This is a genomic window from Nocardioides iriomotensis, from assembly GCF_004168035.1.
Classification (GTDB): domain Bacteria; phylum Actinomycetota; class Actinomycetes; order Propionibacteriales; family Nocardioidaceae; genus Nocardioides_B; species Nocardioides_B iriomotensis.
This window is the reverse complement of sequence record NZ_SDPU01000022.1, coordinates 285,400-300,480: the sequence shown is the minus strand read 5'-3', so window position 1 is coordinate 300,480 and position 15,081 is coordinate 285,400. Positions and strand designations below refer to the sequence as shown.

Annotated in this window: 14 protein-coding genes; 6 read left to right on the top strand and 8 right to left on the bottom strand. The window is 72.6% G+C overall.

Annotated elements, in window-relative coordinates:
• Nucleotides 1-136: 136 nt before the first annotated feature.
• From ETU37_RS12230 to ETU37_RS12220, 3 genes are all read right to left on the bottom strand, one after another.
• The gene (locus ETU37_RS12230; protein WP_129987604.1) at nucleotides 137-1,357 is read right to left on the bottom strand and encodes a M23 family metallopeptidase; all 1,221 of its coding nucleotides are present in this window, start codon (nucleotides 1,355-1,357) and stop codon (nucleotides 137-139) included.
• Nucleotides 1,358-1,475: 118 nt separating this feature from the next.
• On the bottom strand, nucleotides 1,476-2,336 hold the full coding sequence (locus tag ETU37_RS12225) for an acyl-CoA thioesterase (protein ID WP_129987603.1): 861 nt from the start codon (nucleotides 2,334-2,336) through the stop codon (nucleotides 1,476-1,478).
• 22 nt (nucleotides 2,337-2,358) lie between these two features.
• Nucleotides 2,359-3,288 (bottom strand): PAC2 family protein, encoded by a 930-nt coding sequence (locus tag ETU37_RS12220; protein ID WP_129987602.1) that lies wholly within the window; start codon nucleotides 3,286-3,288, stop codon nucleotides 2,359-2,361.
• 74 nt (nucleotides 3,289-3,362) lie between these two features.
• Between ETU37_RS12220 and ETU37_RS12215 the strand changes: the two genes are divergently transcribed.
• Nucleotides 3,363-4,064 carry a DNA alkylation repair protein gene (locus tag ETU37_RS12215; RefSeq protein ID WP_129987601.1) on the top strand — a complete coding sequence of 234 codons (702 nt, stop codon included), beginning with the start codon at nucleotides 3,363-3,365 and terminating at the stop codon, nucleotides 4,062-4,064.
• 26 nt (nucleotides 4,065-4,090) lie between these two features.
• On the opposite strand, the gene ETU37_RS12210 is transcribed toward ETU37_RS12215, so the two are convergent.
• Both ETU37_RS12210 and add read right to left on the bottom strand, forming a co-directional pair.
• Entirely contained in the window at nucleotides 4,091-5,488 is a 1,398-nt protein-coding gene (locus ETU37_RS12210) for a pyridoxal phosphate-dependent decarboxylase family protein (RefSeq protein ID WP_129987600.1), read from the bottom strand.
• 65 nt (nucleotides 5,489-5,553) lie between these two features.
• Entirely contained in the window at nucleotides 5,554-6,597 is a 1,044-nt protein-coding gene (gene add / locus ETU37_RS12205; RefSeq protein WP_129987599.1) for an adenosine deaminase, read from the bottom strand.
• 146 nt (nucleotides 6,598-6,743) lie between these two features.
• Here add and ETU37_RS12200 point away from each other — a divergent pair, with 146 nt between their 5' ends.
• Together ETU37_RS12200 and ETU37_RS12195 are read left to right on the top strand one after the other, a co-directional pair.
• Nucleotides 6,744-7,952 carry a thiolase family protein gene (locus tag ETU37_RS12200; RefSeq protein WP_129987598.1) on the top strand — a complete coding sequence of 403 codons (1,209 nt, stop codon included), beginning with the start codon at nucleotides 6,744-6,746 and terminating at the stop codon, nucleotides 7,950-7,952.
• Nucleotides 7,952-10,081, top strand: coding sequence for a 3-hydroxyacyl-CoA dehydrogenase NAD-binding domain-containing protein (locus tag ETU37_RS12195; protein WP_129987597.1), 2,130 nt, complete (start codon nucleotides 7,952-7,954; stop codon nucleotides 10,079-10,081). The genes ETU37_RS12200 and ETU37_RS12195 overlap by 1 nt, the downstream gene beginning before the upstream one ends.
• A 75-nt stretch (nucleotides 10,082-10,156) precedes the next feature.
• Here the strand turns inward: ETU37_RS12195 and ETU37_RS12190 are convergent, their stop codons facing one another.
• The 3 genes from ETU37_RS12190 to ETU37_RS12180 all read right to left on the bottom strand — a co-directional run bounded on the left by ETU37_RS12190 (nucleotide 10,157) and on the right by ETU37_RS12180 (nucleotide 12,808).
• Nucleotides 10,157-10,831, bottom strand: a complete 675-nt coding sequence (locus ETU37_RS12190; RefSeq protein WP_129987596.1) for a hypothetical protein — start codon at nucleotides 10,829-10,831, stop codon at nucleotides 10,157-10,159.
• Nucleotides 10,832-10,928: 97 nt separating this feature from the next.
• The gene (locus ETU37_RS12185) at nucleotides 10,929-11,615 is read right to left on the bottom strand and encodes a response regulator (protein WP_129987595.1); all 687 of its coding nucleotides are present in this window, start codon (nucleotides 11,613-11,615) and stop codon (nucleotides 10,929-10,931) included.
• A complete protein-coding gene (locus ETU37_RS12180) occupies nucleotides 11,612-12,808 on the bottom strand; it encodes a sensor histidine kinase (RefSeq protein ID WP_129987594.1) in 1,197 nt (398 codons plus the stop codon). The genes ETU37_RS12185 and ETU37_RS12180 overlap by 4 nt, the downstream gene beginning before the upstream one ends.
• 140 nt (nucleotides 12,809-12,948) lie before the next feature.
• Here ETU37_RS12180 and ETU37_RS12175 point away from each other — a divergent pair, with 140 nt between their 5' ends.
• The 3 genes from ETU37_RS12175 to ETU37_RS12165 are packed head-to-tail and all read left to right on the top strand — an operon-like array spanning nucleotide 12,949 to nucleotide 15,068.
• Nucleotides 12,949-13,488 carry a SigE family RNA polymerase sigma factor gene (locus tag ETU37_RS12175; protein WP_129987593.1) on the top strand — a complete coding sequence of 180 codons (540 nt, stop codon included), beginning with the start codon at nucleotides 12,949-12,951 and terminating at the stop codon, nucleotides 13,486-13,488.
• Nucleotides 13,485-14,618, top strand: a complete 1,134-nt coding sequence (locus tag ETU37_RS12170; protein WP_129987592.1) for a hypothetical protein — start codon at nucleotides 13,485-13,487, stop codon at nucleotides 14,616-14,618. Before ETU37_RS12175 ends, ETU37_RS12170 begins: the two co-directional genes overlap by 4 nt.
• A gap of 39 nt (nucleotides 14,619-14,657) precedes the next feature.
• Complete coding sequence (locus ETU37_RS12165; RefSeq protein ID WP_129987591.1) at nucleotides 14,658-15,068, top strand: MerR family transcriptional regulator; 411 nt, start codon at nucleotides 14,658-14,660, stop codon at nucleotides 15,066-15,068.
• The last annotated feature ends 13 nt before the right edge of the window (nucleotides 15,069-15,081 follow it).

Sequence of the window (15,081 nt, the reverse complement as noted above, 5' to 3'; positions counted from 1 at the left end):
TCAGGCTGTCGTCACGGTCGGTCGGGGCGACAGTCGTGACTGTTCGTCGGCGGTGCGGATGTCGGTCAATCTACGACTCCCGGTGTCGGGGCGTCACCGACCGAATGACGTAATACCTACGAGCGGCCGCGACGGCTCAGCGCGCCCGGCCGAACTTCTTCGACGCGACGGTGGCGACGCCGCGGGCCGCCGGCGGCGACACGCGCTGGTAGAACACGCCCTCCGCCGGCCGCCACACGCCGAGGTCGGTGAGGCCGTCGCCCTCCCAGTCGCCGGTGACCGGCAGGTCGCCCGGCGCGCCGAAGGGGACGCTGGTGAGCACGGGGAGCCCGTCGGGGCCGACGGTGCGCAGCACGAACGTGGCGGTGGCGCTGTCGTAGACGCCGAGGTCGCTGACGCGGTCCCCGTTCCAGTCACCCTTGACCGGCAGGTCGTTGACGTCGCCCAGCACGACCTTGGTCTTGGTGCCGTCGGCGTTGCGGAGCACGAACTTCGCGGTCTTCTGCTTCCACACGCCGAGGTCGCTGGTGCCGTTGCCGTCCCAGTCGCCGGTGACCGGCAGGTCGGGGCGGGAGCCGAACCGCACGACCTGGGCCGAGCCGTCGGCGTGGCGCAGCCAGAAGCGGTTGCCGGTCTGCCGGCGCACCCCGAGGTCGGCGGTGCCGTTGCCGTCCCAGTCGCCGACGACGGGCTGGTCGGTGGGCAGCCCCCAGCCGACGACCGTCGCGGGGGCACCGGTGAGCGAGAGCCGGAACTTCGAGGCCGCCGTACGCCGGTAGACCGCGGGCTCGTCGACGCCGTCGCCGTTCCAGTCCCCGACGACGGGGACGTCGGAGCAGTTCTGCGACGCCTGCGAGCGCGGCATGACGAACTCGACCTGGTGGAACCACGGCTTCTGGACCTTGCCGTTGAGCCGCTCCTCGAAGTGGAGGTGCGGGCCGGACGAGCCGCCGCTGGTGCCGACCCGGCCGAGCACCGTGCCCTGGTCGACGCGCTGTCCGGGCACCGCCCAGAGCGCGTCGAGGTGGGCGTAGAGCGTGGTGTCGCCGTTGCCGTGGTCGACGACGACGTACTTGCCGTAGCTGCGGTTGCCGAGGTCGGTGACCGTGGTCACCACGCCGGCCGCGGCCGCGAGGGCCGGCTCGCCGAGGTCGGGGACCCGGTTGAAGTCGGCCGAGTACGCGCTGGGGCTGTGGCTCGGGCGGGTGCTGCCCTCCCAGACCTGGCCGCAGGAGAACGGCATCTCGTAGTCGGGGACCGGAACGGCCTGCGCGGGTCCGGCCACCGCGACGCTCGCGCCGAGGGTGAGGAGCAGGACGCCGCCTCGTCGCAGTGCGGTGCCTACCCGTTCACGCATGTCTCACTACTTCCCTCGAGTCACAGAAACGCTCAGATGCAACCAGAACATCGGCGTGTCGGTGAGCGTTATTGAGGGATTGGTGTGTTACAGCGCTGTGATTCAGCGGGGCTGGGGCTCAGTCGAGCTTGCGGATGAGCCCCTCCTGGGCGACGGTCGCGACCAGGGTGCCGTCCTCGCGGAAGACCCGGCCGATCCCGAGCCCGCGGGCACCGGAGGCGGACGGCGAGGTCTGGTCGTAGAGCAGCCACTCGTCGGCGCGGAACGGCCGGTGGAACCAGATCGTGTGGTCGAGCGACGCGCTCTGCACGTGCTTGCTGCCGAGGTCGACCTCGTGCGGCACCAGCGCGGAGCCGAGCAACGTCAGGTCGCTCAGGTAGGTGAACGCCGCCTGGTGCACGAGCGGGTCGTCGCCGAGCTTGCCGTTGGTGCGGATCCAGAGCCGCACCTGGGCGGGGTGGTCGTCGGAGGCCGGGAGGCCGCCTTGGCGGGTGTCGCCGATCCAGCGCAGCTCCAGGCTGGCCCACTCCTCGAGCCAGGCACTCGCCCGCTCGCCGCGGGCCTTGCGGAGCAGCGCGCCGAGCTCGGGCGTCTCGTCCGGCGCGGGTACGTCGGGCATCCGGTCCTGGTGGTCGTAGCCGCCCTCGGGCACCTGGCTCGACAGCGTCATGTAGTAGATCGGCCGGCCGTGCTGGCGGGCCACGACGCGCCGGGTCGAGAACGACCGGCCGTCGCGGATCCGTTCGACGTCGTACACGATCGGGACGGCGGGGTCGCCCGGCCGCAAGAAGTAGCTGTGCAGCGAGTGCACGCTGCGCGGCTCCTCGACGGTGCGGGCGCCGGCGACCAGGGCCTGCGCAGCGACCTGCCCGCCGAACACGCGCTGCAGCATCGTGTCGGGCTGGATCCCGCGGAACAGGTTGACGTCGATGGTCTCGAGGTCGAGGAGCTCGACGATCTCCTCGGCGGAGCTGGGCACGCGGCGGTCTCTTCCTTCTCGGCTACTCGTCGTCGCGCCGGTCGAGGCCGGCCAGGAAACGCTCGAACTCCGCACCGAGCTCCTCCCCGGTCGGGAGGTCGCGCTCCTCGGCCAGGGGCAGGGTCGAGCCGGAGGCGTCGGGGCTGTCGGCGCGGTGGAAGCTGTCGTACTGCTGCTCGAGACCGGCGACCACGTCGGCGACCTCCGTGGAGTCGGCGATCTGCGCCGCGATCTCCCCGAGCCGCTCGGCACCGGCCGCGTCGAGCGCGGCGAGGTCCCACTCGAGCCCGGTGACCACCTCGACCGACTCCAGCATCGTCACGGCGGCGGCGGGGTAGTCGAGCTGCGCGACGTAGTGCGGGATGTGCGCCACGAAGCCCATCGCGGGGTGGCCCCACTCCCCCAGCCGCAGCTCGAGCAGTGCCTGCGCACTGGACGGGATCCGGATGTTGCCGGCCCAGACGTTCTCCTGCACGAGGAGCTCGGGCGACGTGCCGTGGTTGGTCAGCATCACCGGCCGCGTGTGCGGCACGGCCATCGGCACCGACCCCAGCCCGACGGTCAGCCGGACGCCGAAGTGCTCGACGACGTCGCGCACCGCCGAGGCGAAACCCTCCCAGCGGGTGTCGGGCTCCGGCCCGTGCAGCAGGAGGTACGGCGTGCCGAGGGAGTCGCGCAGCACCCGCACGACGAGGCGCGGCGCGGCGTAGTCCTGGTAGTGGTCCTCCACGAACGTCATCGGCGGGCGGCGCGCGCGGTAGTCGTAGAAGGAGTCGACGTCGAAGCTCGCCACCACCCGGCCGGCGTCGCCGTCGAGCAGGTGGGCGACGGCCAGGGCACCGGCGTTGCCGGCGTCGAGGAAGCCGTCGAGTGCGTGGAGCAGCACCGGACCGCCGGCGCCCGAGAGCTCGTCGAGCTCGGGAACCTCGTCCACGATGTGCACGCTGCTCATGCCACCTCCCCTGCGGTCCTCGTCGCCTCGTCGCGCTGCGTCATCACCAACCCAACACCACTACCGTGCTCACTATGCCCGATCTGGCCGGTGAGCTTCGTCGCAGGATCGAGGCGTCCGGCGACCTGCGGCGGGCGCCGGACATGCAGGCCTACATGAAGTCCGACCTGCCCTACGCCGGCGTGACGTCCGTGCCGCTGCGGGCGATCCTGCGCGAGGTGATCCCGGCGCACCCGCTGCCGGACCGGCGTTCGTGGGAGGCCGCCGTGCGCGGCATCTGGTCCGGCGCGACGTACCGGGAGGAGTGGTACGCCGCCCTCGGCGTCGCCCGGCACCGGCTCTACCGCGACCACCAGGACGTCGCGACGCTCGGGCTGTACCGCGACCTCGTCGTCGACGGCGCCTGGTGGGACGTGGTCGACGACCTCGCCACCCACCTCGTCGGCGACATCCTGGCCGCGCACCGCGAGGAGGCCACGCCGGTGCTGTGCGCCTGGGCCGTCGACGACGACCTCTGGCTACGCCGTACCGCCGTGATCTGCCAGGTCGGCCACAAGCACGACACCGACCTCGACCTGCTGCGCCACGCGCTGGAGCAGAACCTCGAGGACTCGCCGCACGGCCGCACGTTCTGGATCCGCAAGGCCGTCGGGTGGGCGCTGCGCCAGCACGCCCGCACCGACCCCGACTGGGTGCGCGCGTTCGTCGCCGAGCACGAGACCGGCCCCGCCCACCTGTCCGGCCTCTCCCGCCGCGAGGCGCTCAAGCACCTCTGACCGCCGAGTCGGCGCATCTTGCCCTCTCACACAGCTCGAGTCGGCGCGTCTTGCCCCTCCAACCCCGCGACGACTCGGCGCACGGCGTCAAGCGTCCGCTCCACGTCGCGCTCGGTGGTCGCCCAGTTGCTCACCGAGATCCGCAGCACGCTCCGACCGCGCCAGCGCGAGCCGGTCGTCCAGGCGGTGCCGTCGGCGAGCATCCGCCGCACGACCTCCTCGGTCCGCTCGTCGCTCCCGAACGACGCGCAGACCTGCGTGAACACCACGTTGTTCAGCACCTCGACACCCGGGATCGCGGCGAGCCCCTCGGCGAAGGCCGTCGCGTGCCGGGCGAGCCGCTCCACCAGCTCCCGCACACCCGACGACCCGAGCGAGCGCAGCACGGCCCAGACCGGGATCGCCCGGGCACGGCGCGAGATCTCGGGCACCTTGTCGAACGGCTCCCCCGCGTCGTCGTGGATCAGGTAGTCGCCGCGCATGCCCATCGACGCCTTCAGCGCCGCCGGGTCGCGGACGACGGCGAGGCCGCAGTCGTACGGCACGTTCAGGGTCTTGTGCGCGTCGGTCGCCCACGAGTCGGCGCCGTCAACGCCGTACAGCGAGTGGGCGTGCATCGGGGAGGCCGCCGCCCACAGGCCGAAGGCGCCGTCGACGTGCACCCACGCGCCGTGCTCGTGCGCGACCCGGACGGCATCCTCGAAGTTGTCGAAGGCGCCCGAGTGCACGTTCCCCGCCTGGAGTACGACGACCGTCGGCTCGCCCGACCCGGAGCGGAGCGCGGCGGCCAGTGCCGGCACCTCGATCCGCCCCTGGCCGTCGGCCGCCACCGGTTCGGGTTCGCCCAGCCCGAGGTAGCGCAGCGCGAGGTCGACGGTGTCGTGCCGCTCCTCGCCGGCGAGCACCCGCACCCGCGGTCCGCCGTGCAGCCCCTGCGTCGCGACGTCCCAGCCGGCCCCGCGCAGCACCGCGTCGCGGCCGGCGGCCAGGCAGGTGAAGTTCGCCATCGTGCCGCCCGTCACGAACCCGACGGCCGACCCCGACGGCAGCCCGAGCAGCTGGAGCAGCCACGCGCTCGCGACGTCCTCGACCGCCGAGTGCGCGGGCGTGAGCTGGCGCAGGCCGGCGTTCTGGTCCCAGGCGCTGACCAGCCAGTCGGCCGCGAGGGCGGCGGGGTGGGTGCCGCCGATGACGAAGCCGAAGAAGCGCCCCGAGGGCGAGGCGACGAGCGCCGGCTCGCACGCCCGGGCCAACAGGTCGACGACCTCGGCCGGGTCGGTCCCCTCCTCGGGCAGCGCGTCCCCCAGCGCCCCGACGACCCGCTCGATCGACTCCTGCGGCGGGACGGGCCGGGTGTCCAGGGTCGCCAGCCAGTCGAGGGTCAGCTCGTGGGCCCGTTCCAGGGCCGCGGTGGTCTGGTCCATCCCGCGAGTCTCCGCCCGGCCCGCCGCGCCGCACCAGACCCCGACCGGGTGGTGCGCGACACCGCTCAGACCTCGACGGGCGCGAGCCGCGCCGCGGTGCTCCGCACCCGCTCCCGCAACGGGCGCTTGTCGGAGTCGTCGAGCCAGCAGGCCTCCACACCGTCCAGCGCGATCCGCACCATGTCGTCCCAGCCGTACCCGAACGCGGCCGCCACCGCGGCGTACTCCTTGCCGAGGTCGAGGTCGCTGAGGGCCGGGTCGTCGGTGTTGACGGTGGCGAGCAGCCCCGCGGCGCGCATGCGCGGGTACGGGTGCTCCTCGAGCCGCTCGACGACGTGGGCGATGACCACGTTCGAGGTCGGGCACACCGTGATCGGGACCCGCTCACCCGCCATCCGGGCGACCAGCTCCGGGTCGTCCAGCACCGGGACGCCGTGGTCGATCCGCTCGAGACCGAGCACGTCGAGGCAGGCCGCGATCGCGGACGCCGGGGAGTTCTCGCCCTGGTGGCCGGTGAGCCGGAGGCCGGCGGCCCCCGCCACGTCGTACGCCGGGAGGTAGGTGCGCGTGTCGATGCCCAGCTCCGTCGAGTCCATGCCGACGCCCACCACCCGGTCGACGCCCGGCGATCCGGCCCGGCGCAGCGCCACCAGCTCCTCCACGAGCTGTCGCCCCGCCTCGGGGCCGAACGCCCGGTCCATGTCGCAGATCAGCAGGCAGCGCGTCCCCGTCTCGGCCTCGGCGGCCGCCAGCCCCTCGTCGAGCCCCGCGACGACCGACGCGAGGTCCTGTCCGGCAGCGAGGTGCCGGGCTGGGGTGAAGAACGCCTCGGTGTGCACGACGCCGTGCGCCGCCGAGTCGAGCAGGCTCTCGTGGGCCAGCCGAGCCCAGTCGTCGCGACCGCCGAGCGCGGACTGGACCGTCCAGAAGACCTCCAGGAACCCGTCGAGGGAGTCGTAGCGGTACAGCTCGGTCGGGTCCGACGTGGGCAGCCGCAGCCCGTTGCGCGCCGCGAGCTCGACCAGCGTCGACGGGCGCATCGTGCCCTCGAGGTGGCAGTGCAGCTCGACCTTCGGGAGCGCGTCGAGCGCGGCCGCGAGCGGACCCATGCCCGGATCCTCCGCCCGCCGCCCCCGGGGCCGCCAGACCCGCTCGGGTGGTGACCAGCCCCACACGGCGGCACCGTGGTGGCTCTTGTTACCGACGGGTAGCATCATGCCGTCTGATGACTCCCCTACTTCAACAAGGAGCCCCCGTGGCCCGACAGTTGCGAGAGGTCGTCTTCGTCGACGGGGTGCGGACCCCGTTCGGCAAGGCCAAGGGCCAGTACGCCGAGACGCGTGCGGACGACCTGGTGATCAAGTGCATCCGCGAGCTCATGCGGCGCAACCCCGACCTGCCGCCGGAGCGCGTCGACGAGGTGGCGATCGCGGCCACCACCCAGATCGGCGACCAGGGCCTGACCATCGGCCGCACCGCCGCCCTGCTGGCCGGGCTCCCCCGCAGCGTCCCCGGCTACGCCATCGACCGCATGTGCGCTGGCGCCATGACCGCGGTGACCACGACCGCGTCGGGCATCGCGTTCGGTGCGTACGACGTCGTCATCGCCGGCGGCGTCGAGCACATGGGCCGGCACCCGATGGGCGAGCAGGTCGACCCCAACCCGCGCATCGTCGCGGAGAAGATCGTCGACCCCGAGGCGCTCTCGATGGGCAACACCGCGGAGAACCTGCACGACCGCTACCCGACCATCACCAAGGACCGCGCCGACGCCTACGCCGTGCGCTCGCAGCAGAAGACCGCGCAGGCGTACGCCGACGGCAGGATCCAGCCCGACCTCGTCCCGGTCGCGACCCGCAGCGCCGAGGCCGGCTGGGGCCTGGCCACCACCGACGAGCCGCCGCGCCCCGGCACGACCGTCGAGGACCTGGCCGCGTTGAAGACGCCGTTCCGTCCGCACGGCCGCGTCACCGCCGGCAACTCGGCCGGCATCAACGACGGCGCCACCGCCGCGCTGCTCGCCGACGAGGAGACCGCCCGCGAGCTCGGCCTGCCGGTCAAGATGCGGCTGGTGTCCTACTCCTTCACCGGTGTCGAGCCCGAAGTGATGGGCGCCGGCCCGATCCCGGCGACCGAGAAGGCTCTCTCCCAGGCCGGCCTCACCATCGACGACATCGGCGCGTTCGAGGTCAACGAAGCGTTCGCCGTGCAGGTGCTCGCGTTCCTCGAGCACTTCGGCATCGCCGACGACGACCCGCGGGTCAACCCGTTCGGCGGCGCGATCGCGATGGGCCACCCCCTCGCATCGTCCGGCGTACGCCTGATGAACCAGCTCGCCGCGACGTTCGCCGAGCACCCCGAGATCCGGTACGGCGTCACCACGATGTGCATCGGCATCGGGATGGGCGGCACCGTGATCTGGGAGAACCCGCACCACTCCGCGACGCAGGACGAGGTGGCCTGATGGTCTCGACAAGCTCGACCAACCGCTACATCGACGACGCAGAGCTCCGCGAGCTCCTCGACCGCGCCTCCGCGCTGTCGGAGGCCGAGGTGGTCACCGAGGCCAAGGCACGCGACGTCGCGCTGCCGCTCGGCGCCGGCACGATGGTGCTGGTCACGCTGGACAACGGCCACGACCACACCCGGCCCAACACGTTCGGCCCCCGGTCGCTCCGCTCCCTGAACGAGGCGCTCGACGCCGCCCTCGCCCGCGAGGACGTCGTCGCGGTCGGCGTCACCGGCAAGCCGTTCATCCTCGCCGCCGGCGCGGACCTCTCCGGCCTCGGCGGGCTCACCAGCCGCGACGACGCGAAGATGATCGCGCGCATCGGCCACGGCGTGTTCGCCAAGCTCGACCGGGAGATCGGCGGCAAGCCGACGTTCGGGTTCGTCAACGGTCTCGCGCTCGGCGGTGGCCTCGAGGTGGGCCTCAACTGCACCTACCGCACCGTGCAGGACAGCGCGCCGGCCCTCGGCCTGCCCGAGGTCATGCTCGGCCTGATCCCCGGCTGGGGCGGTGCCTGGCTGGTGCCGAACCTCGTCGGCGCCGACACCGCGGTCAGGCTCATCCTCGAGAACCCGCTCAACCAGGGCAAGACGCTCACCGGCCACCAGGCCTTCGAGCTCGGCCTGGCCGACGCGGAGCTCGGCGGCGCCGACTTCCTGGAGCAGTCGTTGCTCTGGGCGGCGAAGGTGCTCACCGGCGCCGTCACCGTCGAGCGGCCCGAGGTCGACCGCGGCGAGGCGTGGGACGCGGCCGTCGCCCAGGGCAAGGGCATCGCCGACTCCAAGACCGGTGGCGCCTCCCCCGCGGCGTACCGCGCCGTCGACCTGATCGCCGCCGCCAAGTCCTCCACCAAGGTCGAGGGCTTCGCCGCCGAGGACGAGGCGCTCGCCGACCTGGTCATGACGCCGGAGCTGAAGGCCGGGCTCTACTCGTTCGACCTGGTGCAGAAGCGGGCCAAGCGTCCGGCCGGTGCCCCCGACAGGTCGCTGGCCCGGCCGGTGACGAAGGTCGGCATCGTCGGCGCCGGCCTGATGGCCAGCCAGCTCGCGCTGCTGTTCGCCCGTCGGCTCCAGGTGCCGGTGGTCCTCACCGACCTGGACCAGGAGCGCGTCGACAAGGGCGTCGGCTACGTGCACGCCGAGATCGACAAGCTGCTCGGCAAGGGCCGAGTCGGCCCCGACAAGGCCAACCGGCTCAAGGCCCTCGTCTCCGGCGCGGTCGACAAGGCGGAGGTGTTCGCGGACGCCGACTTCGTCGTCGAGGCGGTGTTCGAGGAGATGAAGATCAAGAAGCAGGTCTTCGCCGACGTCGAGAAGGTGGTCTCCCCCGAGGCCGTCCTGGCCACCAACACGTCCTCCCTGTCGATCACCGAGATGGCGGCCGACCTCGAGCACCCCGAGCGGGTCGTCGGCTTCCACTTCTTCAACCCGGTCGCGGTCATGCCGCTGCTCGAGATCGTGAAGGGCGAGCAGACCGACGACGCGACGCTGGCCACGGCGTTCGCAACCGGCAAGGCGCTGAAGAAGACCACGATCCTGGTCAAGGACAGCCCGTCGTTCATCGTCAACCGGCTCCTCGGCCGGTTCATGGGCGAGGTCGGAAAGATCGTCGACGAGGGCACCCCGCTCGCGGTTGCCGACGGCGCCTTCGCGGGCGTCGCGCCGATGCCGCCGTTCTTCCTGCTGTCGCTGGTCGGACCGGCGATCGCGCTGCACAACAACGAGACGCTGCACGGTGCCTTCCCCGACCGCTTCTACGTCTCGCCCAACCTGCAGGCGCTCGTGGCGGCCAGGAAGACCAGCGTCTACCTGCCGGACTTCTCCATCGACCCGGAGGTCGCCGAGATCTTCGCCGCGCCGGCCGACGGTACGGCGCTCGAGCCGGCCGCCGTCCGCGAGCGGACGCTCTCCGCACTCGCCGACGAGGCCCGCCGGATGCTCGACGAGGGCGTCGTCGCGGCTCCCGAGGACATCGACCTGGCGATGATCACCGGCGCCGGGTTCTCGTTCTGGAACGGCGGCCTGACCATGCTGCTCGATCGTGAGGGCATCTCGGAGAAGGTCACCGGCGCGACTTTCCACTGACGCACGACAGCGCGAGAGGCCACTTCCCGCACGACACGCCGCGAAAGCGGGTGGGGAAGTGGCCTCTCGCGGCGTTCAGGGGCGGGTGGCCTTGGCGAGGATCACCGAGAACACCGCGAAGCAGACCGTGGTGATCGCGCAGCCCCACCACATGACGTTGCTCAGCATGAAGGCGAGGATGCCGGCGACGACGGGCACGATCGCCCACCACTTCACCAGCCGGGCCCGCCACAGGGTGAGCGCGACCAGCGGCAGCGAGAGCATGAAGCCGACCAGGCCGGGGAGCTGGAAGACCCGCGGGCCCCACATCTCGTTCATCATCGTGTCCTGCACGGCCTGGACGGCGTCGACGCCGTACATCGCGCCGAGCGCGGAGTCGTACCAGTCGATGAACAGCATGCCCGGCAGCGTGGTCATCCCGACGAAGCCGACGAGCGCCGTGACGTTGGCGAGCCAGGCGCCGCGGCCGCGGACGTACGGCGCGATGAGGAGCGCGGGCGCGATCCAGAACGCGTACGACCAGTGGAAGCCGAGTGACTTGAACTGGAGCGGGTCGGGGTTGGCGGCGTAGATCTTCCACATCTCCTGGCCCATCACGCCGGCGCCGGGATCGGCGTAGGCACCGACGATGGCGAACAGTCCGGCGAGGACGGGCGCGGCGACCAGGAAGGCGCGCCGGGCCGACAGCGCGGACGAGCTCGTCGTCGCGGTGGTGGTCGTGGACGGCGGGGCGGTCTGGACGGTGGTCATGGCTTCTCCTGGAGTCGGTCGGAGCCGGGTGGCTCGGTGACTCCAAGACTGGGTCCGCGCGGCCTGGACCGGATCCGGCGCGGGACAGAGATCCGGGTCAGCCGTACGACGGATCTGCGGCGGTGCGCTCGCCGGCGACCACGACGCCGTTCTCGTAGGCGAAGATCACCGCCTGGACGCGGTCGCGCAGGCCGAGCTTGGCGAGCACGTTGCTGACGTGCGTCTTGGTGGTCCCCTCGGAGACGAACAGCCGCTCGGCGATGTCCAGGTTCGACAGGCCGCGGGCGAGCAGCCCGAGCACCTCGACCTCGCGCGGCGTGAGCAGCGACAGTCGCGCGTCCGGGCCGGGCGTCGCGGGCGCGGCGCGGCGCACGAACGCGTCGATCACGCGCCGCGTCACGCCGGGCGCGAGCAGCGAGTCGCCGGCGGCGACGGTGCGGATGGCGGCGGCGAGCTCCTCGGCGGGGGCGTCCTTGAGCAGGAAGCCGGAGGCGCCGGCCCGCAGCGCCTCGAAGACGTACTCGTCGAGGTCGAACGTGGTCAGCACGAGCACCTTGGTCGGCAGCCCCGCCTCGACGATCTGCCGGGTGGCGGCCAGCCCGTCGAGGACCGGCATCCGGATGTCCATGAGCGTCACATCGGGCCGCAGCCGGCGCACCACCGAGACACCCTGCTCGCCGTCGGACGCCTCCCCCACGACCTCCAGGTCGGGCTCGCTGTCGAGCAGGGAGCGGAACCCGGCCCGCACCATGCCCTGGTCGTCGACGATCACGAGCGAGGTCATGCCTTCTCCTTGCCGGTGGGTGAGAGGTTCAGCGGGAGCCGGGCGCGCAGCCGCGTGCCGCCGCCGGGACGTGGGGACATGTCGACAGTGCCGTCGTACAGCGCCACCCGCTCGCGCACGCCGACGAGGCCGTGGCCGGGCGTGTGCCCGTCGGCGGTCGAGGTCGCGACACCCTGGCCGTCGTCCTCGACCTCCACCACGAGCGCGTCCGGCCGGTACGCCACCCGCACGGTGACGCGGGTCGGGTGCGCGTGCCGGAGCGCGTTGGTCAGGCCCTCCTGGGCGATCCGGTACGCCGTGAGGTCGGCGCCCTGCGGCAGGTCGACGGGGTCGCCCTCGACGACGAGCTCGACGGCAAGGGTGTCCGTGCGGGCCTGGTCGACGAGGCGCTGGAGCTGGTCGAGCCCGGGCTGCGGGGTGAGCGAGACAGCCTCGCCCTCGGCACGCAGCACGCCGAACAGCCGGCGCATCTCGACCAGCGCCTCCCGGGCGGTCGCCTCGACCGCGGCCAGGTCGGCGGCCTCGGCGGCGTGGTCGGGCCCGAGCCGGCGGCGCACGGCCTGGGTCTGGATGGTCACGACGCTGATCGAGTGCGACACGATGTCGTGCAGCTCGCGGGCGATCCGGGTGCGCTCCTCGACCGCCGCGCGCTCCTCGGCGAGCTCGCGGTCGCGCTCGAGCAGCTCGGCGCGGGCGATCGCCTCGGCGGCCTTGGCCGAGCGCTGTCGTACGGCGGTGCCGACCGACCACGGGCCGATCAGGAACACCAACGCGGCCGCGATGTCGCTCGGCACCAGGCCCTTGAGGATCATCGCGGTCATGAACGGCGTGAAGATGATGAGCAGCCCGACGTAGCTCCTCGGCGGGACGGTCTCCACGCCGATCGTGTACGACAGCAGCACCAGGCACAGCAGCGTCGAGAACTGCGAGTCGGGGTTGATGATGATGTTCGCCACCACGGCGATCACGGCGACCGGGATCGGGAACACCCGGCGCCAGGCCACCGCCGCCATCGCGCCGCCGGCGACGAGGACGTGCAGGAGCGGGCTCTCGATGCTGTCGTTGTAGAAGGCCTCCGCGAGCGTCAGCACGACGAAGGCCGCGGCGATCGCGATGTCGAGCCGCGGCGGCGCGTTCCACCGCCGCACCGGGAGGGCTCCGGGGGCGGTACGCGGGCTGGCCGTGACGGTCACGGGGACGACGGTAGGTCAGCACGGCGCCGCGCACATCGGTCTTGCGACAGAGATCGTCCGCGTCGTCCGAACCATTCGGCGGTCCCACCGCGTCTAGGGTGCAGGCGGGTCGACGGGCGACCCGGGGAACAGGGGGACGGATGCCAGCGCGAGACGCCGGGCGGCGCGACGCCTTCGCCGAGTTCGTCGCGGCACGGTCCGCGGCGCTGCACCGCACGGCCTACCTCATGGTCGGCGAGCACGCGCTGGCCCAGGACCTGCTCCAGGAGGCGCTGACCAAGACGTACGTCGCGTGGCCGCGGCTGCGCGAGGTCGCGAACGCCGAGGCCTACACGCGCAAGGCGATCACGACCACCGCCATCTCGTGGCGGCGCAAGCGGTCGTGGCACGAGCAGCCGCACGAGACACTCCCCGACCGCGCCGCCCACGGCGACCCCATCGGCGACAACGACACCCGCGCGTGGGTGTGGGCGGCGCTGCAGCAGCTGCCGGCCCGCCAGCGCGCCGCCGTCGTGCTCCGCTACTACGAGGACCTCACCGAGGCACAGACCGCCGCGGCCATGGGCTGCGCGGTCGGCACCGTCAAGAGCCAGGTCTCGACGGCCCTCAAGACCCTTCGCACCCGGCTCGGCAGCACGTCCGAGCCCCTCCCCCTCGACGCCCTGGTGGTGACCCGATGACCGGTCTGCTGAACGACGTGATGCACGAGCGCGCCGAGCGCGCCGGCACACCGCAGCTCGACGTCGACGCGATCATCGCCGGGGGCGACCGACGAGTCCGCCGCGGCCGGACACTGGCCGGCCTGGCCGCCGCGGCCGTGGCCGCCACCGTGGCCGTCACCGGGCTCGCCGTCCCCCGGCTGCTGGGCGACGACCCGGCACTCGCCCCCGCCACGAACCCGTTCGCGGCACGCGAGCTGTCCTGGGCCCAGGGGTCGACGATCCACTGGGGCGGGCAGACGTTCGACATGGGCCGCACGGTGCGCTCCTATCTGCAGACCGACGACGGTTTCGTGTGGACCTCGCCGGACGGGACCGTCCGGCTGTTCGACGGCAGCAACAACCGCGAGATCGGGCGGGCCGACGGCGGCTACCTCGTCGCCGACGACAGCGGCCCCTTGGTCGCCTGGACGACGCCGCGGGAGGACGGCCGGTCCCCGGCGTACGTCGTCTACGACACCGCGGCGGACGAGGTCGTCACCCGGGTCGACGCCGACCCCGACGACAACCGCTGGGAGACGGAGCGGGTGATGGGTCTCGACGGTACGGCGGCGTACTGGAAGCAGGGCGACACGTTCGTGCGACAGGACCTCGGCGGCGGTGGGGCGAGCACCCTCTGGGTCCAGGAGCCGTTCGAGGACCCGGCCACCAAGGCGGACCCCGCGATCACGGACATCGTCGACGTGGCGGCCGGGCGGATCGCCTACTACGTCCAGCGCGGCGACGCGTGGGGGCTGGCTGTCGGAGACACGATCGAGCCCGACGCACGGATCCTCTCGGCGGCGAGCCACGGTGTGCTCTCGCCCGACGGGCGCTACCTGGCCTCCGAGAACGACGACTTCATCGCGGTGCACGACACCCGGACCGGGGAGGACCTGTCCCCCGGCCTGGGCTCCTACCCCTACGCCGTCGGCTACGCCTGGGTGGACGACGACACGCTGATGGTCTACGGCCTCACGAGCATCGAGGGCGACGGCCCCTACCCGGCCGACCTGATGACCTGCGACGTCGGGGGCGGCTGTACGACGGAGGCGTCGGAGGAGATCGCCGAGGGGTCGTTCGCGCTGCCGGTGGGCGAACCGCTCGACTGACCTTGACTTCGAGCGCACTCCAAGGGTGAGGATGGTGCGGTGAGCTCCGTCGACACCGCCCCGCGCACCTACTCCATCGCCGAGACCGCCGAGCTGACCGGGCTGACCGCGCACACCCTCCGCTACTACGAGCGCGACGGACTGATGCTCCGCGAGGTCGGCCGGTCGGCCAGCGGCCACCGCCGCTACACCGACCGGGACCTCACCTGGATCGACCTGATCACCCGGCTCCGCGCGACGGGCATGCCGATCCGCGACGTGCGGCGGTACGCCGCACTGGTCCGCGAGGGTGACGGCAACGAGGTCGAGCGGCTCACCCTGCTGCGCGACCACCGGCAGCGGGTGCTCGCCCAGCTCGCGCAGACCCAGGAGCACCTGGGCGCGATCGACCGCAAGATCGGGATCTACGTCGACCGGCTCGAGCAGATCGGCCAGGCCGGGTTGACTTAGAGCGCGCTCGAAG

Excerpts from the sequence above, each read along its gene's own strand:
- ETU37_RS12190 (WP_129987596.1), bottom strand. The coding sequence starts at position 10,831 with ATGACCACCGTCCAGACCGCCCCGCCGTCCACGACCACCACCGCGACG.
- ETU37_RS12175 (WP_129987593.1), top strand. The coding sequence starts at position 12,949 with ATGCCAGCGCGAGACGCCGGGCGGCGCGACGCCTTCGCCGAGTTCGTC.
- ETU37_RS12215 (WP_129987601.1), top strand. The coding sequence starts at position 3,363 with ATGCCCGATCTGGCCGGTGAGCTTCGTCGCAGGATCGAGGCGTCCGGC.
- ETU37_RS12195 (WP_129987597.1), top strand. The coding sequence starts at position 7,952 with ATGGTCTCGACAAGCTCGACCAACCGCTACATCGACGACGCAGAGCTC.
- add (WP_129987599.1), bottom strand. The coding sequence starts at position 6,597 with ATGGGTCCGCTCGCGGCCGCGCTCGACGCGCTCCCGAAGGTCGAGCTG.
- ETU37_RS12210 (WP_129987600.1), bottom strand. The coding sequence starts at position 5,488 with ATGGACCAGACCACCGCGGCCCTGGAACGGGCCCACGAGCTGACCCTC.
- ETU37_RS12230 (WP_129987604.1), bottom strand. The coding sequence starts at position 1,357 with ATGCGTGAACGGGTAGGCACCGCACTGCGACGAGGCGGCGTCCTGCTC.
- ETU37_RS12220 (WP_129987602.1), bottom strand. The coding sequence starts at position 3,288 with ATGAGCAGCGTGCACATCGTGGACGAGGTTCCCGAGCTCGACGAGCTC.
- ETU37_RS12170 (WP_129987592.1), top strand. The coding sequence starts at position 13,485 with ATGACCGGTCTGCTGAACGACGTGATGCACGAGCGCGCCGAGCGCGCC.
- ETU37_RS12185 (WP_129987595.1), bottom strand. The coding sequence starts at position 11,615 with ATGACCTCGCTCGTGATCGTCGACGACCAGGGCATGGTGCGGGCCGGG.